The organism is Bifidobacterium xylocopae, from assembly GCF_003315615.1.
GTDB lineage: Bacteria > Actinomycetota > Actinomycetes > Actinomycetales > Bifidobacteriaceae > Bombiscardovia > Bombiscardovia xylocopae.
The window spans coordinates 83,592-107,064 of record NZ_PDCH01000005.1; the positions used below are offsets into that span (position 1 = coordinate 83,592).

A 23,473-nucleotide genomic window follows, 5' to 3' on the forward strand; every position below is an offset into this window, starting at 1 on the left:
GCAGACGGCATTTGAGTAAGAATACGAAGCGGGCTTTCGCGCCTGCCGATGGAGGGCCACATGTCCAATGAGCAGCGCCAGGCGCCTCATGAAACAGGCGTCGATGGGACCGATGACGCCCCTCGCTTATCCCGCCGGACCACAGACGACGGTTCAGGCAAAGCCAACAAGGTCGGCAAGGCCGCCCAGGAGCGCCCGGTCCAACAGGAGTCCATACTCCCGACCGAGTCGATCACGAAGGCCCCCAAGCTCTCGAAGAAATCCCGTACCCGGGAGGAGGAGGTCGAGCTCAAGCGGGTCAGGCGCGAAGCACAGCGCCGGGCCAAGCGTAAGCAGCGGCCCGCCCGTGGGCCTGTGGGCCGTTGGTGGCGCAAGGTCCAGGCTTCCCCGGACCGTGTGACCATGGGCATGGCGATCGTGGCCCTAGGCGTGGTCTATGGCGACATAGGCACCTCCCCCCTCTACACCCTCCAGACCTTCGTGGCGGGGCAGGGTGGCATCCAGAACGTGGACCGGCCGGCGGTGCTGGGCATGCTCTCCCTGGTCTTTTGGTCCCTTACCCTGATCACCACGGTCAAATATGTGTTGGTGGCCATGCGCATCGACAACAAGGGGGAGGGCGGCATCTTCGCCCTCTACACCCTGGTGCGCAAGTACGGGCGCTGGCTGGCCATCCCCGCCATGCTGGGCGGCGCGGCCTTCCTGGCCGATTCCGTGCTGACCCCGGCGGTCTCCATCTCGTCCGCCGTCGAAGGGTTGAAGGCGATCCCGGTCCTCACCCCTGTATTCAAGGAGACACCCAACCTGACCATGATGATCACCCTGGTCATCATCCTGGTCCTGTTTGCGGTCCAGTCGCGCGGCACCGAACGTATCGGGCGCGTCTTCGGCAGCGTGGTCATGGTCTGGTTCGCCTTCCTGGCCTTGATCGGGCTGTTCTCCATCCAGGGCGACTGGTCGATTTTCGAGGCCCTCAACCCGGTCTACGGGATCGGGTTCCTCTTCAGCCCCCACAATCCGGTCGGCCTGGCCATCATGGGCACGGTCTTCCTGTCCACCACCGGCGCCGAGGCCCTATACTCCGATATGGGCCATGTGGGCCGTGGCAACATCTACGCCACCTGGCCCTTCATCAACATCGCCCTGGTGTTCAACTACTTCGGACAGGGTGCCTGGATCCTGCGCAACCAGCACAATCCGGACCTGCGCGGAGCCACGGACATGAACCCCTTCTTCCAGATGATGCCCACCACGGTGCGTTACCCGGCGGTGATTCTGTCGGTCACCGCGGGCGTCATCGCCTCCCAGGCCCTGATCACCGGCGCCTTCACCATGGTCTCCGAGGCAACCGGTCTCAACTGGATGCCCCATCTGCAGGTGCGTTACCCTGCCCGTACGCGTGGGCAACTCTACATCCCGACCATCAACTGGGTCCTGTGCGTGGCCACCTGCGCCGTGCTGCTGATCTTCAAGGACTCCGAGCACATCTCCGCCGCTTATGGCCTGGCGCTCACGATCACGATGATCACGACCACGATCCTGCTGATGATGTACATCTGGCACGACCACAAGCGTGTCTCCGCAGTGATCTTCGCAGTGGTCTTCCTGGCCATCCAGACACTCTTCTTCCTGGCGTCCATGGCCAAGTTCATGCACGGCGGCTGGTTCACCATGCTGCTGACGGCGGCCATCCTCTTCATCATGTACACCTGGAAGGAAGGCACTAAGGTCGAACGCTCCCAGCGGCGGCATATGACCCCCAAGGAGTGCCTGCCGGCCTTGGAGATGCTCCACAACGACTTCCGCATCCCCTACTTCGCCGACAACCTGGTCTACCTCACCTCCGACAACGAGATGCGGCGTCTGGACACGGACATCTTCTTCTCTATCTTCGCCGACCACCCCAAGCGTGCCCGCGCCTGGTGGGCGGTCTCCGTGCAGACCACGGACGCCCCCTTCACCCGCGAGTACTCCGTGGAGAACTTCGGCACCAACTACCTCTTCCGGGTGCGCATCCGCCTGGGCTTCAAGGTGGATCAGAACGTGGCCACCTACCTGCACCAGATCATGCACGAGCTCATCGACGGCGGCGAGCTGCCCAAGCAGACCTCCACCTATCCCAAGGTGGACGAGGACCCGCAGATCGGCACGATCACCTACGTGCTTATTCACAAGGCCCTGATGCCCGAGTCCAAGATCACCACCCGCGGGGCTGTTTCGCTTACAGTCAAGTACGCCATCCGTCATATGGCCGGCAACCCGGTCAAATGGTTCGGACTGGCGCCCTATAACCCGCTGGTGGAGGTGCAGCCCCTGTTCGTGACCACGCGCTCTGTCCCGCGTCTGAACCGGGTGGCCCTGCCCAAGCCCCGCAAGGGGAAGAAAGCCAACGGCGGCAAGAAGTCCGTGGCCAGGAAGGTCAAGGATGGGGCCGTGCAGGTAAAGCATGCCGTCGGCCAGGAGGTCGAGCAGACGCGGATCGAAACCGAGCTGGTCGCCGCCAAGGCCGATCTGGCCGCGCATGAGGCCGCCGGCAGAATCGAACGGAAGGCCGAGCGCGCGAGCGTGGTGAAGGGCGCAGCGAAGGCAGGGCCGAAGACTGGGACGAAGGCGAAACCCTCGGCTCGTGCGGCCGGCTCCTCCGCCCGCCCCAAAGACAATGGCGGGAAGGACTGAGTCGGAACAGTCGCGGGGACGGGTCCGGGGCCAGCGCAGAGCCGGCCCCGGACCCGTTCGCGTGGGGTGGGGATAGACTCGGGGTGGATTCGCAAGCGACGCATGGGGTTGGACCATGCAGGTGTCCATCCCCGAGGAAAGGTGTCTGGAATGACAGAAGCACAAGCGAACATCGGCGTGGTTGGGCTGGCGGCCATGGGAGCCAGCCTGTCGAGGAACCTCGCCCGGCATGGCAACACAGTGGCCGTGTTCAACCGCCACTGGTCGCGTACGCAGACATTGGTCTGCGACCACGGCTCGGAAGGCGCCTTCGTGCCGGCCCATACGCTCGAGGAGTTCGTGGGATCCCTGGCCAGGCCCCGTACGGCGATCATTATGGTCAAGGCCGGCGAGCCCACCGATGAGATGATCGACGCCCTGGCCGACCTTATGGAGCCGGGCGACATCATCGTGGACGCCGGCAACGCATACTTCAAGGACACCATCCGGCGTGAAAGGGCCATTCGTGCCCGTGGCCTGCACTTTGTGGGGTGCGGGGTCTCCGGCGGCGAGGAGGGTGCTTTGCTGGGACCTTCGATGATGCCCGGTGGGACCGAGGAATCCTGGCGCACCCTGGGGCCGATCCTGAAGTCCATAGCGGCCGTGGCCGAGGGCGAGCCCTGCGTCACCCACATTGGCACCGATGGGGCCGGACACTTCGTCAAGATGGTCCACAACGGCATCGAGTATGCCGACATGCAGTTAATCGCCGAGTCCTACGATCTGATGCGCAGGGGGCTGGGCATGAGCCCAGAGGAGATCGCACAGGTATTCGAGGAGTGGAACGAGGGCGACCTCAACTCCTACCTGGTGCAGATCACCGCCGAGGTGCTTCATCACATGGATGCGAAGACAGGCAAGCCTTTCATCGACATCGTGACCGACCGGGCCGGTATGAAGGGCACCGGCACCTGGACCGTCCAGACGGCCCTGGAGCTGGGCGTGCCGGTCACCGGAATCGGCGAGGCGGTCTTCGCTCGTGGGCTCTCATCCACGCCGGATCTGCGCAAGGAGGCCCAGGAGCAGCGGCTGGCCGGACCCAAGGCCGAGGGGGCGTTCGCATCCCTGGCCGCCGACCAGGAAGGGCGCAGGGCCTTCATCGAGGACATCCGCCAGGCCCTCTACGCCTCCAAGATCGTGGCCTACGCCCAGGGCTTCAACGAGATGGAGGAGGGGGCCAAGGTCTATGGATGGCAGTTGGACCTGGGTGCCATCGCCCGCATCTGGCGGGGTGGCTGCATCATCCGCGCCAGGTTCCTCAACCGCATCTCCGATGCCTACGGCTCCGGCGAGTCCTTCGGTTCCCTCCTGTTCGACCCCTTCTTCAAGCAGGCCGTGGAGGGCGCCCAGGATTCCTGGCGGCGTGTTGTGGCCCGTGCGGCCCAGGCCGGTCTGCCGGCTCCGGTCTTCGCCTCCTCCCTGTCCTACTACGACGCCCTGCGCTCCAAGCGCCTGCCCGCCGCACTGATCCAGGGGCAGCGCGACCTCTTCGGTGCCCATACTTACGGCCGCGTGGACGAACCTGGCGCCTTCCATACCCTGTGGGCCGGTGACAAATCCGAAATCAAGCAGGACTGACCGCCGGCTGAAGAGGGTCTCATACCGACAGGCCCGCCGGACCAGCGGGGGATTCCGCTGGCCCGGCGGGCCTGTCGGTGTTGTTGCTTGCGGCTTATATACGGCGCGTGTCCTACTCCTTGGCGATCGGATGGCCGCCGAACTCGGCCCGCAGTGCCGAAACCACCTTCATGGTCACCGGATCGTCGATCTGGGAATCCTGGCGGGCGTAGAGGGAGGCGGTGGTGACCGGCACCGGCACGCCCAGTTCGAGGGCATCCTGGACCATCCATTTGGCCTCGCCGGACTCATCCGCCTTGCCGGCGATGTGTTCCAGGCCCGGATCCTCCTGGAGGGCCTTGACCATCAGGTCCAGCAGCCAGGATTTGATGACCGACCCCTCCCGCCAGGATGCCGCAACTGCGTCCGGGTTCTTGACCAGCGGCGAGGCCTGCATGATTGCGTAACCCTCGGCCAGGGCCTGCATCATGCCGTATTCGATGCCATTATGGACCATCTTGACATAATGGCCGGCCCCGATGCCGCCTGCGTGCACCAGGCCGTTCTCCCCCTCGGGCTTGAGCGCCTCCAGGATGGGCAGGATGCGCTGGTAGTCCTCGTCGGAGCCGCCGGCCATGAGCGCATAGCCTTTCTCCTTGCCCCAGATGCCATTGGAAGTGCCCACGTCCACCAGACCGATGCCGCGCTCAGCCAGCCGCTTGGCGTGCTCCTGGTCCTGGGTGAAACGGGTGTTGCCGCCGTCGATCACCAGGTCGCCGGGCTCCAGCAGGTCGTGCAGTCGGTCGATGGTCTCCTCGATGGGCTTGCCGGCGGGGACCATGACCCAGATCGCGCGGGGGGCATCAAGCGCTTTCACCAGCGCTTCAAGCGAATCCACGTCGCGCCCGGATTCGGGGCTCAGATCGTAGCCCACCACCCCGTGGCCGGCTCCCTTGATCCGGTCCGCCATGTTCCGGCCCATCCGGCCCAGTCCAATCATGCCGATCTTCATCGTTCATTTCCTTCCGTCATGTGTGCTGATGATGAATCTGTGTGGGCGGCCTGCCGGGCGCGTTCACGCTCGACCGCCTCGGTGTGCGTCTCCACCGCGCACTCCAGGCCCAAGGTGTCGATGACCTCCTCCGCTTCGGTCTCCGGCGAGGCCTTGAGCGAAACGTCGATGGTCATGTGGATTTCGTCGGGGCCCAGGGGCTCCAGGGTGTCGAACTGCGACTTGAGCATGTCGGGCTTCATGAAGTGCCCCTTGCGCCCGGACAGGCGTTCCATGATGGTGTCATAGTCCCCGTTCAGGTGGATGAAGATCACGCCGGGCATCCGCAGCTTGTCCCGGTATATGCGCTTGAGCGCCGAGCAGGTGACCGTGCCGGGACGGCCCTGCTCGATGTGGTCGGCGATCCAATCATGGATGCGATCCAGCCAGGGCCAGCGATCGTCGTCATCGAGTGGGATGCCGTGGGCCATCTTCTCGATGTTGGCCTTGGGGTGGAAGTCGTCCGCTTCGGCGGTGTCCCAGCCCAGCTTGGCGCTCAGGTGCTCGTTCATCGTGGTCTTGCCGCAGCCGGAGACCCCCATGATGACCAGTACGGGTGTCTTGCCGTGCAGGTAATCGCCGGGCACGGTGTTCTCCGCCGCCTGTGGTATGGACGTGGGCGTGCCGCCGGCTTCGTCCTGTGAGTGTGTGTCTGCCATACAACCAACCTTTCAGTGGGTAGTCTGATTCCTCCGGGTGATGCGCTAGGCGGCGATGGGTACGAACAGGCTGATGATCATGACCAGTATGAGCACGGTCACCGAGAGCAGGCATTCCAGGATGGACCAGGTCTTGAGGGTCTCTCCCACGCTGAGGCCGAAGTACTCCTTGATCAGCCAGAAGCCGGCATCGTTGAGGTGGGACAGGAAGATGGAGCCGGCGCCGATGGCCAGGACCAGCAGGGTCACGGCTGTGGGGCTGGCGTGCATCATGGTCATGGCGTTGCTCAGGATTCCGGCTGTCGTCAGGATGGAGACCGTTGCCGAGCCGGTGGCTATGCGCACGAAGGCGGCAATCAGCCATCCGAGCAGGAAGATCGAGATGTGGGAGGACTCCACGAAGGAACCGATGATCTGGCCGATGCCGGTGGAGACGAGGACACCCTTGAAGCCGCCTCCGCCGCCCACGATGAGCAGGATGCCGGCCACCGCTGGCAGTGCTGCGCCCAGGGAGTCGTTGACCGTCTTCCAGGGGATGTGCGAGGCGGCGCCCAGGGCGATCATGGAGAAGACCAGCGATATGGCCAGGGCCATGATGGGGTTGCCGATGAAGTTGATGGCCTGCGCGAAGCCGCTCTTGGACTTGGTGAAACCGGGTGTGGTGATTTCAAAGATCGAAGTGAGCAGCATGAGTGCCGCTGGCAGGAGGATGCAGCACAGGGACAGTCCGAAGGACGGCAGCCTGGTCTCCTGCTTCCTGACCTCGTCGCTGCGTGTCACGAAGTCGGCCGGGGCTTCCACCGGCACCCACTTGGCGGCGACCTTGGAGAACAGCGGGCCGACGATGAGCAGGGTGACGACGGCGATGGGGATGCCGAACATCATGGTCAGGCCGATGTTCCCGCCCTCCTTGAACTGGCTGATTGCGGCCAAGGGGCCGGGGTGCGGCGGGACGCACGCGTGCATGATGGACAGACCGGCCAGGGTGGGGATGGCCACGCGCATCAGAGGCAGCTTGGTGCGCCGGGCCACGAGGATGATGACGGGCACCAATACGACCAGGCCCACCTCGAAGAACATAGGCAGGCCTATCAGGGCGCCTATCAGTGCCATGATCCAGGGTATGGAGGCTTCCGAGGCCTTGGAGACGAGGGAGTCGACCACCTGTTCGGTAGCCCCGGTGTCCATGAGCACGCGGCCGATCATGGCGCCCAGGCCGATGAGGATGCCCACGCTGCCCATGGTCTTGCCGAATTCGTCGCTGAAACTGGTGATGGTGGCTACCGGGCCGTAGCCGGAGCCGAGGCCGACCACCAGAGCGGCCGCCAGCAGGGACACGAAGGGGTGGAGTTTGGCCACCGTGACCAGCAGTATGAGCACGATCAGACTCAAGACCAGGCTGAAGCCCAGCCTGGTGGTCGAGAGTTGCGGGACGGCAGCGGCCAGGGTCATGGCCTCATCGCCTCCGGCCATCGCTGCGAGATGGTACATGTGCTTCCTCTTCTCTGAGGGTCAGCGGGCGGACAAGCGCCACAGCGGGTTGTCGAACACCCTGCCCGGTGGGGCCTTGGGTGCGGGCCGCCCGACGAACGCTGATGTAATCGGACAACATTTTCAAGCATACGTATTATGTATGCCATATTCGGAGTTTAGCACGGGCATATTCCACAGGCAAACCGCTGTGTGCATGCTTGCCGGGTCCCCCGCAGGTGCTGCCATGGCTCCTCGGCGGCACGGACGGTTTTGCTAGGCTGAACATATGAGCACAGCTGAACGGGTGGGCCGCGGGCCGGGGGAGACGCTCCACGACCGACTCCTGGATGAATGGGGCAAGGCCATAGTGTCCGGTGGGGTGCCGGTCGGCGATCACCTGCCGGCCCCCACCTGTGCTGTCGGGCTACCCTCACGCACCGTGACGAGGGAAGTGGTCCGGGTCCTGGAATCGATGGGTCTGGTGGATGTGCGGCGTAAGGCGGGAGTCCGGGTGCGTCCCCGGGAGCACTGGAACATCTTCGATCCGCAGGTCATCGCCTGGCGGTTGCAGGCTCCGCAGCGGGATCAGGTATTACAGGAACTCTCCCAGCTGCGTGCCGGTGTCGAGCCGTTGGCCGCCAGGCTCGCCGCCCAGTGCGCCGGTCCCGAGGACTGGACGGGACTCACCCAGGCGGCCATTGATATGACCTCCCACAGCCAGCATGCCAGCGGGATGGAGTACCTGGAGGCCGACGAACGCTTCCACAGGGCACTGCTCAAGGCTTCCGGCAACTCCATGTTCGCCGCCCTGGGTGATGTGATCGCAGCTGTCCTGCAGGGCAGGACCAGGCTGTCCCTCATGCCCGAGCATGCCAACGAGGAGGCCCTGCGCCTGCATTCCGACGTGGCCGCCTGCATACGGGCGCACGAGGCAGGGTCGGCGGAAGGGGCCATGCGCCAGATCGTGGATGAGTCTGATCAGGCCATCGCCCAGCTCACCGGCCGGTGGCTTGAAAGGGCCCATGGATAGTGTCCGCTGCCGCGGGACGAACCATATGCACGCCCCGTACCTGTCATGACAGGAGGGCGGCGGCCTGGCGGTCGAGCAGCCACAGGGTCTCCTGACGGCCCTCGCCGTAGGAGGAGGGCACATGGGGGTTGTTGCGGCCCGACAGGGCGTTCCTGACCGCCTGGGCCTTCTGCGGCGTCGAGGCGAGGAACCAGACCTTGCGTGAACGGCGTATGCATGGCACGGTAAGGCTCAGCCGCATGGCAGGCGGCTTGGGGGAGTGGTTCACTCCGACGACATTCAGGTCCTCGTCATCAAGTTCCGCTTCACCATGATCAGGGAACAGCGAGGCGAAGTGACCGTCCGGGCCGACACCGAAGACCGCCAGGTCGAAGGCGGGGCGCTCGCCGAGCTCATGCGCCAGTTCGTGGGCGTATTCGGCTGCCGCCCGGGTCAGTGCGTCCTCATTGGCCCTGTTGTCCGCCCCGGCCACCTGCTCGGGTGTGCGTGGGTCCACCGGCATCTCGTGGATGTTTGATTCGGGCAGGAGTTTCCGCTCGATCAGGTCACCGAACCAGGCTTCGCGCGATTGGCCGGCGTTGCGGTCGGCATCCTCGAAGGAGACGAAGCGTTCGTCGCTCCACCATAGGTGGACCCTTTTCCAGTCAATGCCGCGGGCGAGGTCGCTGGCGGCCATGGCGGCGTAGACCTCATTCGCATCCCGTCCCCCGGTCAACGCCACGTCCACCCGGGGTCCGCCGGCCAGGCGGTCGCCCAGCTCAAGCAGGATCCGTGCCGCAGTGGCCTCGCACAAGGCCTTCTCGTCCGGATAGGTGATGACCTGACGTTCGCTCATAAGGACTCCTCTGTCGTATCCGCGTCGTTTGGACTGACGGGCGCCGCTACCAGATTGCCACCCGGTGCGGTCAGCCCCGGTGGTCCACCAGGTCCCAGCCCCGGGTGATGACCTCCGTGTAGACCTCGTCCGGGTCCAGGCGGCCCAGCTCCTCGCTCAGGCAGTCGACCGGGGTGCGCAGGGGCAGGGAGACGGTCTGGTCGGCCTGGCCGGGCTGGTGGATGACTGCGTGGTCGCCCTCCAGGCGCTCCATGCTCAACTGGCCGTCCTCACGCTCGAAACGGGCGCCGGTGATGGCCTGGGCACCTGGGTCGCGCTCCACGCTGACGGGTGCACCCAGTTTGAGCGCCAGCCAAGAAGCCAGCAATTCCAAGGGCAGATAGCCGGATTGGCCGGAGACCGTGACGGCCGAGACGGCCAGGTGGGGCGGTTGGCCCAGCAGGGATGCGAGCATGGCGCGCCAGGTGGTCACCCGGGTCCAGGACAAGTCGATGTCGGCGTTGCGGACATGCCGGCGCAGGGCTTCGAAGGCGGCTGCCGGGTCGGTCGAACGCTGCACATCGGTGATGCGGCTGGTGGATCTGCTTCCCAGCGGATCGGCTGAAGGATCGCCCGGCGCCTGGCCTGGCCACCAGGTCACGACCGGCGCATCGGGCACCAGCAGGGGGATGACCAGCGAATCCAAGTGGTCCATGAGTCCGTCCACCGGTGCCAGAACGATCACCTCACCGGCGCCGGCATCCGATCCGGAACGGATCTGCGCGTCCAAGGTGCGCTCGCCGGTGTTGCCGGAAGGAATTTCGGTGTTGCACTCATGCTGGGCAGCATGGCCCGTAGTGGTGATTGCACAGCCCGCGCCTTCCAGGCTTGCGTCGGTGACGATGGCGATGACGCGGCATGGGTGCTCCCGGCTGGCCGCGTTCACGGTCCGCAGGGCCTCCTCCAGCTCGGCCTGCCTGCAGGAGATGATCAATGTGAGCACCCGTCCCAGCGCCGCCTCGCCCCGTTCCACATGCATCTCGTCGATCTCGTGGGCGATGGCCGCCGTGGTGGTGTTCTGCATTCCTACGATCATGGCATCCTCCAATGGTGTCCGTCAGCGGCCAGCATGCGGTCGGCCTGGGCAGGCCCCCAGGTGCCCGCCCGGTAGGGTTCGGGCTGTCCCTGCCCGGACCAGTATTCCTCGATCGGGTCCAGGATCTTCCAGGACAGGTCCACCTCCCCGCTGGTGGGGAAGAGCGGCGGGTCTCCCAGCAGCACATCCAGGATCAGACGTTCGTAGGCTTCGGGAGAGGCCTCGGTGAAGGAGCGGCCGTAGGAGAAGTCCATGTTCACATCGCGCACCTCCATGGCCGAGCCCGGCGTCTTGGCCCCGAAGCGCAGGGTCACACCCTCGTCGGGCTGCACCCGGATCACCACCGCGTTGGCGCCCAGCTCGCGGGTGGCGGTGGCGTCGAAGGGCAGGTGGGGGGCGCGCTTGAAGACCACGGCGATTTCGCTGGTGCGTTTGCCCAGGCGCTTGCCGGTGCGCAGGTAGAAGGGCACGCCGGCCCAGCGGCGGGTGTCCACATCCAGGCGGATGGCCGCGTAGGTCTCGGTGGTGGAACTGGGGTCGATGCCATCCTCCTGCAGGTAGCCGATCACGGGCTGCGAGCCCTGCCAGCCGGCCGCGTACTGGCCGCGGGCGGTGTGGGCGCCCAGGTCCTTGGGCAGGCGCACGGCGGAAAGCACCTTGGTCTTCTCGGCGGTCAGGTCGGCCGCGTCGAACGATACGGGCTCCTCCATGGCGGTCAGGGCCATCAGCTGGAGCAGGTGGTTCTGGATCACGTCGCGCGCGGCGCCGATGCCGTCGTAGTAGCCTGCACGGCCGCCGATGCCGATGTCCTCGGCCATGGTGATCTGCACATGCGAAACGTAGTTGGCGTTCCAGACCGGCTCGAACATCGTGTTGGCGAAACGCAGGGCCATGATGTTCTGCACGGTCTCCTTGCCCAGGTAGTGGTCGATGCGGAAGACGGAATCCGGTTCGAACACCTCGCCGACCACCCGGTCCAGCTCCCTGGCGGACTCCAGGTCGTGGCCGAAGGGCTTTTCGATGATCACGCGCTTCCAGGCACCGGGTGCGGATTTGGACAGGCCGGAGGCTGCCAGCTGTTCGGCCACCACCGGGAAAGCCTTGGGCGGAATCGACATGTAGAAGGCGTGGTTGCCACGCGTGCCCCGGTCCCGGTCCAGTTCGGAGACGGTCCGGGAGAGGCGGCGGAAGGCATCGGCATCGTCGAAATCACCTTTGACGAAGCGCATGCCTTCGGCCAGGTGCCTCCAGGTGGCCTCGTTGAAGGGGGTGCGGGAGTGGGCGCGCACGTTCTCCTCGGCGAAGGCCGCGAACTGGTCGGCCGACCAGTCGCGCCGGCCGAATCCGATCAGGCCGAAGGAGGCGGGCAGCAGTCCCCGGTTCGACAGATCGTATACGGCGGGCAGGAGCTTCTTCTTCGCCAGGTCACCGGTCACGCCGAAGATCACCAGCGAACTGGGCCCGGCTATGCGCGGCATGCGCAGGTCCCGCGGATCCAGCAGGGGGTTGGTCCAGCTGCGCTCGCCTGATTGCCCCGAGGCCCCGTCTTCGGTGGTCCGGGATGATGTGTGTTCCATATGCGCTCCAATTGTCTGTACAACTGCACCGATTCTAATCCGCCCGCCCGCCAATGACGCTTCTGGCATACGCCCGCCCGCGCCACAAACCAGGAAGTCCGACAGTCGGCTTCCGTGCATTCCTTGGCATTGTGGTTTCCGGGCTGCCTTATCCATGTGTTTGGGATGGTGCAGAAAAACTTGCAAACAGGGGGTCTTTCCAATTGCCGGACAGGCGGATTGCGGCATCCCGTCGCCAAGGAAGATGGCCTGCCAATCCAGGAGTTGTGCTGCAGGCCCTGGAATTGGCTCCTGAAACTCATGGCGCGGTTCGGGAAGTCGGGCGCTGGCGGCTGGGCCGGTGGGTGCGGTGGCTCCTAGGATGGAGGCATGATTCCTACGGTTGAGCAGGCCCATGAACTGCACAGGCAATATGCGCCTTCGACGGCGGCGTATGAGCTGATCCATACGCACTGCGTGATCATCGCGACGATCGGCAGGGAGCTGGCCCGGCGGGCCAACGCGCGCTACCGGGCGGCTCAGGTGCGGGGCGCGGCCGAACGCGATGGGGCCGACGGCGGACAGGGCAGCGGCGCATCCAGTTGGCAAAGCGGGGATTCGATGGACTCGGCCGTGCCCCAGCGCGAGCTGGACGTGGACCTGGTCTACCTGGGCGGACTCCTGCACGACATCGGTACGTACCGGATCCTGGCCTCCGATGGGGCGGAAGGGCGGCCCCTGGCCTTCGACGACCGATACATCCGTCACGGCATCGCCGGCTACGAGCTGCTCAAGGCCGAGGGTGTGGACGAGCCGATTGCCCAATTCGCCCGCAACCATACGGGAGTAGGGCTCACGCGTCAGCAAGTGGTGGCCGAACATCTGAACCTGCCGGTGGATGACTACGTGCCTCAGAGCCTGGAGCAGGAGCTGGTCATGTATGCGGACAACTACCATTCCAAGCACCAGCCGCCCATCTTCGTCTCCGAGCCCACGGCCGCCAAGCGCACCGCCCGCTTCGGCGAGGAGAACCTGCGCCGCTGGAAGACGCTGACCGCGAAGTACGGAGTGCCCGACCTGGGCCCCCTGGCTCGCCAGTACCACATGGACATCGTCTGATCCTGTGGTCGAGGGGCATTCGCAGCGGTAGCAGCGGAAGTCCCGGCGGCATAGCGCCCCTGGGCAGCGGCAAACGCGGCCGGGTCGCTTGCGTATCGACGCCAGCGCCTGATTGGTTCGGTCTTGGTCCGATCTCAGCTACGCGGCAGGAAAGCGGCATAGCGGCGGGAGAATTCGCGCACCATCCAGGGGTCGGGCGCGTATGGGGGGTCGGTGGCATCGGCGGGGGCGGATTCGCTCTCGGCCAGGGCGTCGAGAAAGGCGGCGGTGCCTGCCGGCCCGTAGTCGTAGGGAGCGGCGCACCAGAGGGGGTCGGCTTCCATGACGACGGGACTCCAAGCCTGGGGGCGCTGGTCAGCCAGAGGCTGAGGGGCCCCGGCCGGCACGAAGGCCAGGTCGATGGTTGCGTAGTGCAGTCCGGTGGCTTGGGCCGCCCGTCGGGCCGCGGCCATGACTGCCGGGCGGTTGGCGGGGTCGAAGCGGGCGCCGTCGAAGACCGACAGGATTCGCTGACTGCCTGCAGGGCTGTGGATGCAGTAGCCGGAGGCGGCAACGGGCTGCCCGTCGCTCAGGACGACCCGCCACTCCTCACCTATACCGTTCACCTGCCCGCTCAATTGGATCAAGGAGTCCGACGGGGCGGAAGCCAGGTCGTTCCGGAGCTGGGTGAGGGTCCTGCGGGCGGCGCGGAAGGCCGTCACCCGGCCCTGGGCAAGCTGTGACCAGGGGCGCTCGCCCAGGGGAGCCGGCCAGGCCGTCCACTCGCGGATCGTCTCGGCTGTGGCTGTGAGCACGGGTCGGCCGGACAGCTCGGGCGCGGACTGCGCCAAGCGCTCAAGCCAGTGGGGCGATGGCGAAGGAGGGGACAGGGTTGGCAGGTCCTGCGCTTTCAGCCAGGTGTTGCTGGCGATGAGCAGGCCCGGGGCGATCCAGAAGGCGTCGCTCCTTTCCAGGTCCTTCACCGGTGAGAGGCCGTCATGCCGGCAGAGGATCCAAGGGACCGGTGCCGCGCCGGCTTCGAGCGCCTGAAAAAGAGTTTCGGAAATCCAGTTTTCATGTGCGACCAGTTGGCAGTGTCGGGGTCGGGTCCGTGTGCGCTGGCCTGGTATATGACGTGACATATTTCACCTTTTCAGGTGCGCTCAGAAGGCTTGGACCCCTTGCGTTTCCAGGGGGCGCTGGCCCGCAGAGGAACACGGCGGCTTTGCCCTGTGGGCGCAACAAGGGACAAGCCGGTGCGGTCAGCCTAAGCTGTGTGCAAGACTTCGCCGAGCCCGCTCCGCCGTCTCACCCAGGTGAGCGCATAAGGCCCAGGGCTGTATCGGCGGTCAACCACCGAAGTGATTATATAAGGAGAACCCCCATGACCACAATCGCCGTTTTCGTCGGATCCCTGCGTAAGGAATCCTTCAACAGGAAGCTTGCCCGGTCCATCGAGAATCTGCTGCCGGCCGGCGTCAACTTCGAGTATGCGGACATGGACCTGCCCCTGTACAACCAGGACCTGGACGGTGATTTCCCCGCCAAGGCAACGGCCCTGAAGGAGCTGGTGGAGCGTGCCGACGGCATCCTGTTCGTGACCCCCGAGTACAACCGCTCCTTCTCCGGCGTGCTCAAGAACGCCATCGACTGGGCCTCCCGCCCCTGGGGCCAGTCCTCTTTCGCAGGCAAGCCGGCCGCGATCGTCGGAGCTTCGATCGGCGCCCTGGGCGCGACCCAGGCCCAGGCGGCCTTGCGCAACGTCCTACTCTTCCTGGACATGAAGGTCATGGGCCAGCCGGAGGTCTACTTCAACGCCGCCACCGGTTTCGACGGGCAGGGGAACCTGGCCGACTCTTCCGTGGACTTCCTCCGCGGTTTCGCCGAAGCGTTCGTCAGGCACGTCCAGGCCAACCGCTGAGCGGACGTGCAGACCGGATCGGTTTGAGGTTTGATGTCAGGCTGATCGGGACGCGAAGCGAGTGCAAAGAGGGCGGGCGCCCGGGTTGAATTCCCGTGGCGCCCGCCCCCTTCACATGGGTAACAGTCGGTTTGCCCGGCTGTTCGCCCTTTCCGTCTACTCCAGCGTGAGCACCTGGTCGTATGCCTCGGGGGCATCGCCGTCGGTGCAGAGCATGACGACGGCGCAGTCGTGCCGTCGCGCGCACTTGCGCAGCAGCCCGCGGATGGTGTCGGCCTCCGTCTGGTCAAGACCGAACATGGGTTCCTGGGCCAGGAGCACATCGGGTTCGCAGGAGACCGCGCGGGCCAGTGCGGCGCGCATGTAGTCCAAACGGCTCAGTTCGCGCACCGGCCGCTGTTCCAGGCGCTCGGGGAAGTTCATCTCCTCCAGGATCTCGCGGGCCAAGGTGTCCTTGGGCTTGAGGAAGGTGCGGCCCGAGGCGTCCATGGTGTAGGCCAGGTTTTCGATTGCGCTCAGGTCGCGGCGGAGGGCATCGTGTGCGAAGATCACGCCCAGCTGGTGTCCCCGGTAGTCCCAGGCCTCGATCTGGCGGAGGTCTGTGCCGCGGAAGAGCACGGTCCCCTCGGTGGGGGCGGCCAGGCCCGAGAGCAGGGCCATCAGGGCCTCGACCCGTTCGGGGGAGCCGGCCCGGACCAGGTGGGTGCGTCGGATTCGGAAAGCCAGGCTGACGTCATCCAGAACCATGGCGATGGAACCCTTCTCACGGCTGCGCAGGCTGACGTGGCGCAGCTCCAGGACCGGGTAGCCCGACGGCACCGGTATCTCGACCTCGTCCGTATCCGTCTCCAGGCCGGCCAGAGGGTCGTCCTCATCGGTTTCCGTATCTGTGACGGCCTCGTCCTCTATGACGACCTTGAACTCGGGACCGCCCTTCTGTTCGGATTCGGACTTGGATGTGGCATTGTTCCCGGACTGTGTTTCGTTTTCCGCTTTGGTTTCGTCCGTGTGGCCGTTTTCGGATGACGTCGCGGACCCGGGCCCGGTCCGCCACTCGTCACCGGCGTGAGGCTTGCGACCCGTGGAGGAGTCGGCGTCGGTCCTCTCCTGCGCGGCCTCAAGCGCCTGGTCCTGTTCGGACTTATCACTGGTGGTCATGCGTTCTCCTTTGCATCGGCGTCGGCGGCGGCAGCGTTCTTGTCGGTGGAGGCCTTGGGCGCTCCGGTCTCGTATAGGCGGGATGTGCGGTACAGGCCGGCGTGGAGCCAGGCAGCGACGGCCAGGGCCAGGCAGACCAGCAGCCCTGTGCCCCCAGCCCGCCATAGGATCGCACCGCCCGCGGTCTGCTGGATGCCGGGCAGGCTGATGAGCGAGCGGATGGCCGGAGGGCACAGGAACCAGCCAGCGACCAGACCCAGAATAAGGCCCGGCAGTGTGATCATCAGGGTCTCCAAGGCCAGCCGCCAGCCTATGCGGGCCTTGGTCACACCGATGGTAATGGCCATGCCCAGCTCGTTGCCCCGGGCCATGAGTGCGAAGGCCAACCAGACCAGGGCCAGGATGGCGCCGAAGACCAGGATCGCAATCAGCAATCCCTTGATCTTGCCGGCCTGGTCGTGCAGGGGCTGGACGCTGCGCTGGTAGGCCTGGAGGCTGGGTGAGGTGACCTTGTACTGCTTCTCCGACAGACCTGCCTTGTGCAGGGCGTCGGTGAATTGCTTGAGGGCCGCGGGGTTCTGCAGTTGGAAGACCACCTTGAGCTCATGACCCTTGTCGCCGGGCTGCGTGGTCCGGTCGAAGCCGTGCTGGGCGAATGTGGTGAAGGAGGTGTAGACCGCATTGGCGGCCACATCCGAGCCTTTGGCCTCGTATACGCCGGACACCTTGACGTCGATGGTCCGGCTTGCATCCTTGGGGTCCACCAGTCTGATCGTGGAGCCGGGCTTGAGCTTGTTGGCCTTGGCCATGCTCTGGGAGATCATGGCCGAGTCACCTGAGGTGCCTGCGTAATCCGGGTCCTTGCCCTGGGTGCGCTTGATTTTGCCATAAGGCCCTTTGGCGGTCACCGAGGCGTCGGACAGGCCCACCAACTGCATGTCCGCCTTGGTGTCAGCGGGCTTCAGATCCAGGAACCTGGCTGGTGCGCTCTCGTAGTAGTAGACGCCGAACTGCAGGCTGTTGGCCTGGAGGAACTGGGCGTATTTGGAGTATTCCTCCCAGCCCAGCGGCTTGGCGGTCTTGCCCTGGCCCTTGCCACCGGTCCTGGGGGAGATGACCGCTTCGGCGCTTTGGCTGTCGTAGATGGTGGTGCGGGTGTCCTCGTCCGCCTGGAGGACGGTCAGGCCCACCACCGTGGATGCGGTCACCGCCATGCAGACGATGAGGAACGTGACGTTGCGCGCCTTGTTCCGCGTGATTGCTCTCCATGCGTTTTTCAGGACGAACATGGCATCCTTTCCCACTGGTCTTCCGCCCGCTCTCCGGGCCTTGTCCGGCTCGGCCGGGGCTGTGACGGGCGGTCGAAGGCCCCGGCGATTCGGATTTCAGTCTATCCGTCCGGCCTCCCAAGCCCGACCGACAGCATAGGGCGCCTGCCTGGGTCTTTGCTGGGAGACTGCTGGATGGGGGTGCGCCTCTACGGGTGCTCACGTTCTGGAGCGGATGCGCGCTGGCGAATCCCGGCCGCAGCCCGCGAGGCAGAGGAGGAGGGGCATGGAAAAGGCCCGGAGTCGTCGCCCCGGGCCCTGTCGTGCCTACATTTCCGGTGGTCAGGCGGACTTCGCCTCCTTCGCCGGTTCCGTGCCGGTGCCCGACGGAGCTTCGGCGTGGGAGAAGCGCTTGACCCGGAGTGAGATGAGCAGGGCTGCTACGGCAAGGATCAGTGCGAACCACAGACCCAGATGCATGCCGTTGGTGAAGGCCTGCGCAGGTTCGGCATCCCCCGAGCGGCCCTCGCCGATGGCCAGGAGGCTGGTGGTGACCGCGGTGGCCACTGCGCCGATGATCTGCTGCATGGTGTTGATGATTGTGGAACCATCACCGGACTGCATGGGGTTCAGGGAATTGAGCGCATAGGTCTGGGCGGGCGACATGGCCAGCGGGCATCCGATCATCAGCACGACGTGGGCGGCCACCACGTAGACCAGGGGACTGTGGGGGCTCGTGGCCAGAAGCATGATGGAACCCACGGCAGCGATGATGAATCCGGCCCGGACCGGGAGCTTGGCGCCGAACCCGTCGTAAAGACGTCCGGCCAGTGCCGAGACCAGTGCGTTGATGGCGCCGCCCGGCAGCATCAGGACACCGGTCATGGCCACCGGGACCAGGAGACCGCGCTGGAAGTACTGGGGCAGCAGGTACATGGAGGCCAGAATGATGGCGAAGTCCAGCATGACCAAGCTGGCACCTGCACGGAAGGCGGGGATGGCGAAGATGCGCAGGTTCAGCACCGGCTGCTCCAGCTTGAGCTGGCGGCGGACGTAGAGGGCCAAGGCCACTATCGCTAGCAGGAGGATGGCCAGGGTGACCGGGGAGGCCCAGCCGTACTTGGAGGCCAGGCTGACACCGGCTACCAGTCCTCCGAAGCCGATGACCGAGCCCAGGATGGATGGCAGGTCGATGTGGGGTCGGGTGATCTGGCCGACGTTCTTAAGGAAGCAGACCGCGCAGACCAGGGCGATCAGCAGGAAGGGGATGAAGAGCCAGAAGACCCAGTGCCAGGTGAGTCTGCCCAGGATCAGGCCGGTCAGGGTCGGGCCGATGGCCGGGGCGAACATGATGACCAGGGCGCACATGCCCATCACGGTGCCCAGCTTGGCGGGCGGGAAGATCAACATCGCCACCGTGAACATGAGCGGCAGGATCAGGCCGGTTCCAATCCCCTGAATCAGGCGTCCGGCCAGCAGGATCGGGAATGAGGGCGCCAGGGCGGAGATGGCCGAGCCCACGATGAAGGCGATCAGGCCGAAGATCACTGTCTGGCGGGTGGTGAACCACTTGCCGATCAGACTGGAGAATGGCAGTACGATGCCGATGACGAGCATGTAGCCGGTGACCAGCCACTGTGCGGTAGCGTTCGGGATCGCGAAGGCTTCCATCAGATTGGGCAGGGCGATGTTGAGCGAGGTTTCGCTGAGCATACCCACGAAAGCACCGATCATCAGGGCGGCGATGGCCGGCCAGGGATGGGCCACGGGCACCGGGGGTGCCGCCGGCCTGGAGGGGGACTGGCCGGATGGTGCGGGCGTGTCGATCCCCCCGGTGGGGACTTTGGGTTTGGTGGAGGCAGGCATGGCTGTCCGTTCGTTCACAATGATTCTCCTCTTGCTCTTTCGAGACAAGTTGCCATGCTAGGGAGATTTTTTCGTTTTCGTAAGTTGGCATGTCCTTGTGAATTGCGTCACATGGAGTTGTCGGGCTGGGGGGGGGGGCGTCCGGCCGCTTCGGCCTACGCTCAGAGCCCTACCACATGCGTGGCGAGGCAAAGAGCGGTAGACTTAAAGTTTGCGGACAAATGGAAGGCGGAGCGTTTGGATTGGCATGCGTCGGTATACGGTGCAAGGGCGGGACGAGAGAGCAGGTATGGGTTCGACCTTGAGGACGAGGGCCTTGGCTACGGGAATGACGACGCTGACGGCAAGGCTTTCGGCCGGCTGGAGGTTGTGCCGGAGAGCGAGCTCAAGCGGCTGGGTCGCGGCGCTTTCTTCCGGGCCTATGAGGTGGTCCAGTCCAAGAGGCTGACCGGTTTGTCCTGCCGGGCTTCCGGCAGGACCCTGGACCTGTCCGCCTCCGTCGAAAACTCCTATGAATACGCTGATGATTACCTGGTGAGCGCGCAGGTGGACCTGGATGCCGCGAGCGTGGTCGCTTCATCCTGCACCTGTCCCGCGTTCGGGCGTCTGGGTGCGGTCTGCAAGCATGTGATTGCCTTGGTCATGCTCTATAACGAATCGCCCGAACTGTTCGAGCAGAGCGGCGAGACGATGCGCCCCGCCCGCCGGGAGACCTCCCATCGCCTGCGCGAGTTCATGGCCCAGGCCGACGATGAACGTCGCAAGCGGCAGCGGCAGCGCCAGCTGGAGCTGCTCAAAGTGGTGGGTTCCCAGGGAGAGGATGGCGGCGCACCCGTTGCGTCCGGCGCCGTCCACCTGCCGATCGGCAGCGTGAGTCTGCGCCCCTCCCTTTCCTGCCAGGGCAAGGACTGGGGCCTGCGCTTGCGGGTCACTGTTCCTTCCCGCGGCATCTCATATCTGGCCAAGGACGTGGATGGTCTCCTGCAGGCAGTGGACCACGCACTCTATTATTCATACGGCCGCAAGTTGGCTTTCGTGCACTCCCGTGACACTTTCGACGAGCCTTCGCGCGGACTGCTGGATATCCTCCAGCGGGGGGTGCGGATCCGCTCCAGCGGCCAGGAGGGGTTGATCGGGTACTACCGGCAGCACAGGGGGTCCTTGACGGAGATGACCCTCTCCGCCGAAGAGGTCGGGGACATCCTGGACCTGTATGTGGGTACGGGTTTGAGCGTGGACTATGCGCCGGGCGGCAGCGGGAACGCCCAGGCACGGCCGGCGCTGGTCGTGGACGGCGACCCGGATCTGGGCCTGAGCGTCGAGCATGCGCCCGACGGCGACGGCCGGGGTGAAGGCTACCTGATTCGCCACAAGCTCACTGTGGACCGCTTCATAGGCAGTCATGCCAGTTCGTTCGTGGTCGTCTGGCCGACCCCGGCTGACGGTGGGTATGAGGTCGCGCCCACCATCCATCGCTGTTCACGGTCCTTCCGGGAGAACAGCGGGTTGATCGGCGCCTTGTGCGGGAACGAACCCTCCGCTGACGACGGTGAGGAACAGGGTTTGTTCCTTGATAAGGCTGATTTGGAAGCCTTCTCCCGGACGGTTCTGCCGGCCTTGAGCCCGGTCATGGAGGGTGACGGCGCAGAAAGTGGCGACGGGGCGGGGAACGAGGGAGACGCACGTGCCCGAGACGTGGGTCCGGCCGGTCCGGGGAAGGCAAGCGTCGGCCCGGCCGCTGCAAGGGGGTCCGGGTCTGGTCCCATCCATGCACTCCTGCCTCCCGAACTCCTGGGGATGCGCCGTCTGCCCTGCGTCATCGAGGTCTACCTGGACAGGGACGCTGACGGCGTCACATGCGACATCCAGGCCCGATACGGGGACCGGCGGTTCCATGTGTTCTCCGGGATCGGCGCTCATGAGCCCGTCGTGCGTGACAAATCCGCCGAACGCCTGGCCGTGGATGCGGCCCGCCATTACTTCCCCGAGCCGGAAGGGGTCTTCGCCCGCATTCCGGAAGCCGATGACAAAGCCATTTACAAGCTGTTGACCGAGGGACTGCCGGTCCTGCGCAGCCTGGGTGAGGTCTATTCGACCCCGGCCTTCGATGGACTGAGCCTGAACACCCATCCGGTCGTGCGGCTGGGGTTGTCGATCAAGTCGGGGCTGGTTGAGATATCGCCGATCGCCGATGAGATCGACCCCGAGGAAGTGCCTGCCCTGCTGGAAAGCTACCGCCGCAAGCGGCGCTACCATAGGCTGCGCTCGGGCGCATTCGTGGACTTGGCCGATACCGACATGTCGCGGTTGGACGATGCCGAGGCTGATATGGGGCTCAAGCCTGGTGCCTTGGAGGATGGGCCGATCACCGTGCCGGCCTATGAAGCATACTACTGGGACGCACAGGTGGAGGAGGACCACAAGGACGAGGAGTTCAAGCGCTATGTGCGCGACCTCAAGGATGTGGACCCCTCCCGCTACCGGCTGCCTGCCGGCCTGAACGGGGTGCTTCGCCCCTATCAGGAGGAGGGCTTCCGCTGGCTGAACGCGGCTTGCGACAAGGGTTTTGGCGGCATCCTGGCCGATGAGATGGGCCTGGGCAAGACCGTGCAGCTGCTGGCCTTCCTGGCTTCGCGGCAGGAGGAAGCCCGCCGGAGCGGCCCCTCCCTGATAGTCTGCCCGGCCTCCCTGGTCTACAACTGGGTGGCCGAGTGCGCCAAGTTCACGCCGGATCTGAAGGTCGCGGCGGTCGCCGGCGGCAAGGGTGAACGGCGGCGGGTCCTGGACCGGGCGGGGGAGTGCGACCTGCTGGTCACCTCCTACGACCTGCTGCGCCGGGACATCGAGGACTACAAGGGCATCAAGCTCTACTGCGTGACCCTGGACGAGGCCCAGTACATCAAGAACCATGCCACCAAGGCCGCCCAGGCTGTGCGCAGGCTGGAGGCCCGGCAGCGCTTCGCCCTGACCGGCACCCCGATCGAGAACCGTCTGGCCGAGCTTTGGTCCATCTTCGACTTCCTGATGCCCGGCATCCTCGGGTCCTACCGGCATTTCCGGGAGCGCTTCGAGCTGCCCATCCTGAGCGGGGACGACAGGGCGCAGGACAAGCTCCAGGCCTTCGTGGGGCCCTTCATCCTGCGCCGGCGCAAGGCCGATGTCCTGAAGGACCTGCCGGAGAAAATCGAGAATGTGATCACCGTGCAGCTGGAGGGCGAGCAGCGGCGGATATACGCGGCCTTGGAGCAGAGGCTGCGGATGACCCTGAACAAGCAGAAGGATGTGGAGTTCAAGAACGGCAAGCTCCAGGTGCTGGCACAGCTCACACGCATGCGTCAGGCCTGCTGCGACCCCCGGCTCCTGTACTCCAATGTGGGCGAGGGTGTGCCTGCCGCCGCCGAAGCCATCGCCAGGACCGCGAACGGTCCGCAGGCCTTCGGCAAGCCCGCCGAAGTGGAGCGGGTGGCCGCCGAGGAGCTGGACAAGGCCGCTGAACTGGCACGTCGGTCCCCGGCCAAGGTGCCCTCGGCCAAGCTGGATGCGATTGAGGAACTCGTGGAATCCTGCCGGGACGCCGGCCGTAAGATGCTGATCTTCTCCCAGTTCACCTCCTACCTGGATCTGATCGCCGAGCGTCTGCGCGCCGACGGTGTGGACTATAAGGTCATCACCGGTTCCACGCCCAAGCGCAAACGGCTCGAACTGGTCGATTCCTTCAACGCGGACGACACTCCGGTCTTCCTGATCTCCCTCAAGGCCGGCAATACCGGGCTCAACCTGACTGGCGCCTGCGTGGTGGTGCATGCCGACCCATGGTGGAATGCCGCCGCTCAGGAACAGGCCAACGACCGCGCCCACCGCATCGGCCAGACCCAGGACGTCAACGTCTACCAGATCGTGGCCAAGGACACGATCGAGGAGCGGATCCTGGACCTGCAGCGCACCAAGTCGGATCTGGCCGCCCGTTTCGTGGACGCGGCTTCGGCCTCCGGTCCCTCGATCTCGTCGTTGACCAGGGATGATCTGCTCTCCCTGCTCGGATGAACCCCCCCCTCTCCCCGTGCCTGCCGGAATGGGGGGCTGAACCTCGCTAAACCCGGAGGATGTCTCTTAGAGACATCTGAGGCGGCGGGCGAAGGGAGAGGGGGGGGGCGTGTGGGTAGACGCGACGCAGAGGGCACGCCACAAGGTGAGAGCGACGGTGACAGGTG

The 23,473-nt window shown here is 65.4% G+C and carries 16 protein-coding genes; 6 read left to right on the forward strand and 10 right to left on the reverse strand.

What is annotated here, in order from left to right:
* Positions 1-60 precede the first annotated feature (60 nt).
* Entirely contained in the window at positions 61-2,676 is a 2,616-nt protein-coding gene (locus CRD59_RS03735; RefSeq protein WP_113853255.1) for a KUP/HAK/KT family potassium transporter, read from the forward strand.
* Between the two features lie 150 nt (positions 2,677-2,826).
* Positions 2,827-4,293 (forward strand): NADP-dependent phosphogluconate dehydrogenase, encoded by a 1,467-nt coding sequence (gene gndA, locus CRD59_RS03740; RefSeq protein WP_113853256.1) that lies wholly within the window; start codon positions 2,827-2,829, stop codon positions 4,291-4,293.
* A 112-nt stretch (positions 4,294-4,405) separates the two neighbouring features.
* Here gndA and gnd read toward each other — a convergent pair whose 3' ends face one another.
* From gnd to CRD59_RS03755, 3 genes are read right to left on the reverse strand one after another with little or no spacing between them, the layout of a single operon-like run.
* Positions 4,406-5,284 carry a phosphogluconate dehydrogenase (NAD(+)-dependent, decarboxylating) gene (gnd, locus tag CRD59_RS03745; protein WP_113853257.1) on the reverse strand — a complete coding sequence of 293 codons (879 nt, stop codon included), beginning with the start codon at positions 5,282-5,284 and terminating at the stop codon, positions 4,406-4,408.
* Positions 5,281-5,982 (reverse strand): gluconokinase, encoded by a 702-nt coding sequence (locus CRD59_RS03750; RefSeq protein WP_113853258.1) that lies wholly within the window; start codon positions 5,980-5,982, stop codon positions 5,281-5,283. The genes gnd and CRD59_RS03750 overlap by 4 nt, the downstream gene beginning before the upstream one ends.
* Before the next feature lie 45 nt (positions 5,983-6,027).
* On the reverse strand, positions 6,028-7,473 hold the full coding sequence (locus CRD59_RS03755; RefSeq protein WP_236632705.1) for a GntP family permease: 1,446 nt from the start codon (positions 7,471-7,473) through the stop codon (positions 6,028-6,030).
* Positions 7,474-7,741: 268 nt separating this feature from the next.
* On the opposite strand from CRD59_RS03755, the gene CRD59_RS03760 reads away from it, so the two are divergent.
* Entirely contained in the window at positions 7,742-8,485 is a 744-nt protein-coding gene (locus CRD59_RS03760; protein ID WP_113853259.1) for a FadR/GntR family transcriptional regulator, read from the forward strand.
* Positions 8,486-8,528: 43 nt separating this feature from the next.
* Here the strand turns inward: CRD59_RS03760 and pgl are convergent, their stop codons facing one another.
* From pgl to zwf, 3 genes are all read right to left on the reverse strand, one after another.
* Positions 8,529-9,320, reverse strand: coding sequence for a 6-phosphogluconolactonase (pgl, locus tag CRD59_RS03765; RefSeq protein WP_113853260.1), 792 nt, complete (start codon positions 9,318-9,320; stop codon positions 8,529-8,531).
* Positions 9,321-9,390: 70 nt separating this feature from the next.
* Positions 9,391-10,395: a glucose-6-phosphate dehydrogenase assembly protein OpcA gene (locus CRD59_RS03770; RefSeq protein WP_113853261.1), complete on the reverse strand. Its 1,005-nt coding sequence runs from the start codon at positions 10,393-10,395 to the stop codon at positions 9,391-9,393.
* On the reverse strand, positions 10,392-11,972 hold the full coding sequence (zwf, locus tag CRD59_RS03775) for a glucose-6-phosphate dehydrogenase (RefSeq protein WP_113853262.1): 1,581 nt from the start codon (positions 11,970-11,972) through the stop codon (positions 10,392-10,394). Before zwf ends, CRD59_RS03770 begins: the two co-directional genes overlap by 4 nt.
* A gap of 369 nt (positions 11,973-12,341) precedes the next feature.
* Between zwf and CRD59_RS03780 the strand changes: the two genes are divergently transcribed.
* Positions 12,342-13,070 carry an HD domain-containing protein gene (locus tag CRD59_RS03780; RefSeq protein WP_113853264.1) on the forward strand — a complete coding sequence of 243 codons (729 nt, stop codon included), beginning with the start codon at positions 12,342-12,344 and terminating at the stop codon, positions 13,068-13,070.
* 134 nt (positions 13,071-13,204) lie between these two features.
* Here the strand turns inward: CRD59_RS03780 and CRD59_RS03785 are convergent, their stop codons facing one another.
* Positions 13,205-14,032 (reverse strand): ATP-grasp domain-containing protein, encoded by an 828-nt coding sequence (locus CRD59_RS03785; protein WP_113853265.1) that lies wholly within the window; start codon positions 14,030-14,032, stop codon positions 13,205-13,207.
* A gap of 401 nt (positions 14,033-14,433) precedes the next feature.
* Between CRD59_RS03785 and CRD59_RS03790 the strand changes: the two genes are divergently transcribed.
* On the forward strand, positions 14,434-14,970 hold the full coding sequence (locus tag CRD59_RS03790; protein ID WP_113853266.1) for an NADPH-dependent FMN reductase: 537 nt from the start codon (positions 14,434-14,436) through the stop codon (positions 14,968-14,970).
* A gap of 156 nt (positions 14,971-15,126) precedes the next feature.
* Here the strand turns inward: CRD59_RS03790 and CRD59_RS03795 are convergent, their stop codons facing one another.
* From CRD59_RS03795 to CRD59_RS03805, 3 genes are all read right to left on the reverse strand, one after another.
* Positions 15,127-16,128: an ATP-binding cassette domain-containing protein gene (locus CRD59_RS03795; RefSeq protein WP_161522275.1), complete on the reverse strand. Its 1,002-nt coding sequence runs from the start codon at positions 16,126-16,128 to the stop codon at positions 15,127-15,129.
* Complete coding sequence (locus CRD59_RS03800) at positions 16,125-17,417, reverse strand: ABC transporter permease (protein WP_113853268.1); 1,293 nt, start codon at positions 17,415-17,417, stop codon at positions 16,125-16,127. Before CRD59_RS03800 ends, CRD59_RS03795 begins: the two co-directional genes overlap by 4 nt.
* 321 nt (positions 17,418-17,738) lie before the next feature.
* Complete coding sequence (locus CRD59_RS03805) at positions 17,739-19,280, reverse strand: DHA2 family efflux MFS transporter permease subunit (protein ID WP_236632706.1); 1,542 nt, start codon at positions 19,278-19,280, stop codon at positions 17,739-17,741.
* Positions 19,281-19,499: 219 nt separating this feature from the next.
* On the opposite strand from CRD59_RS03805, the gene CRD59_RS03810 reads away from it, so the two are divergent.
* Positions 19,500-23,306: a DEAD/DEAH box helicase gene (locus CRD59_RS03810; RefSeq protein WP_113853270.1), complete on the forward strand. Its 3,807-nt coding sequence runs from the start codon at positions 19,500-19,502 to the stop codon at positions 23,304-23,306.
* The last annotated feature ends 167 nt before the right edge of the window (positions 23,307-23,473 follow it).

What these genes read in the sequence shown, in the direction of transcription:
- CRD59_RS03735 (WP_113853255.1), top strand. Translation starts at nt 61, where the DNA reads ATGTCCAATGAGCAGCGCCAGGCGCCTCATGAAACAGGCGTCGATGGG.
- gndA (WP_113853256.1), top strand. Translation starts at nt 2,827, where the DNA reads ATGACAGAAGCACAAGCGAACATCGGCGTGGTTGGGCTGGCGGCCATG.
- gnd (WP_113853257.1), bottom strand. Translation starts at nt 5,284, where the DNA reads ATGAAGATCGGCATGATTGGACTGGGCCGGATGGGCCGGAACATGGCG.
- CRD59_RS03750 (WP_113853258.1), bottom strand. Translation starts at nt 5,982, where the DNA reads ATGGCAGACACACACTCACAGGACGAAGCCGGCGGCACGCCCACGTCC.
- CRD59_RS03755 (WP_236632705.1), bottom strand. Translation starts at nt 7,473, where the DNA reads ATGTACCATCTCGCAGCGATGGCCGGAGGCGATGAGGCCATGACCCTG.
- CRD59_RS03760 (WP_113853259.1), top strand. Translation starts at nt 7,742, where the DNA reads ATGAGCACAGCTGAACGGGTGGGCCGCGGGCCGGGGGAGACGCTCCAC.
- pgl (WP_113853260.1), bottom strand. Translation starts at nt 9,320, where the DNA reads ATGAGCGAACGTCAGGTCATCACCTATCCGGACGAGAAGGCCTTGTGC.
- CRD59_RS03770 (WP_113853261.1), bottom strand. Translation starts at nt 10,395, where the DNA reads ATGATCGTAGGAATGCAGAACACCACCACGGCGGCCATCGCCCACGAG.
- zwf (WP_113853262.1), bottom strand. Translation starts at nt 11,972, where the DNA reads ATGGAACACACATCATCCCGGACCACCGAAGACGGGGCCTCGGGGCAA.
- CRD59_RS03780 (WP_113853264.1), top strand. Translation starts at nt 12,342, where the DNA reads ATGATTCCTACGGTTGAGCAGGCCCATGAACTGCACAGGCAATATGCG.
- CRD59_RS03790 (WP_113853266.1), top strand. Translation starts at nt 14,434, where the DNA reads ATGACCACAATCGCCGTTTTCGTCGGATCCCTGCGTAAGGAATCCTTC.
- CRD59_RS03795 (WP_161522275.1), bottom strand. Translation starts at nt 16,128, where the DNA reads ATGACCACCAGTGATAAGTCCGAACAGGACCAGGCGCTTGAGGCCGCG.
- CRD59_RS03800 (WP_113853268.1), bottom strand. Translation starts at nt 17,417, where the DNA reads ATGTTCGTCCTGAAAAACGCATGGAGAGCAATCACGCGGAACAAGGCG.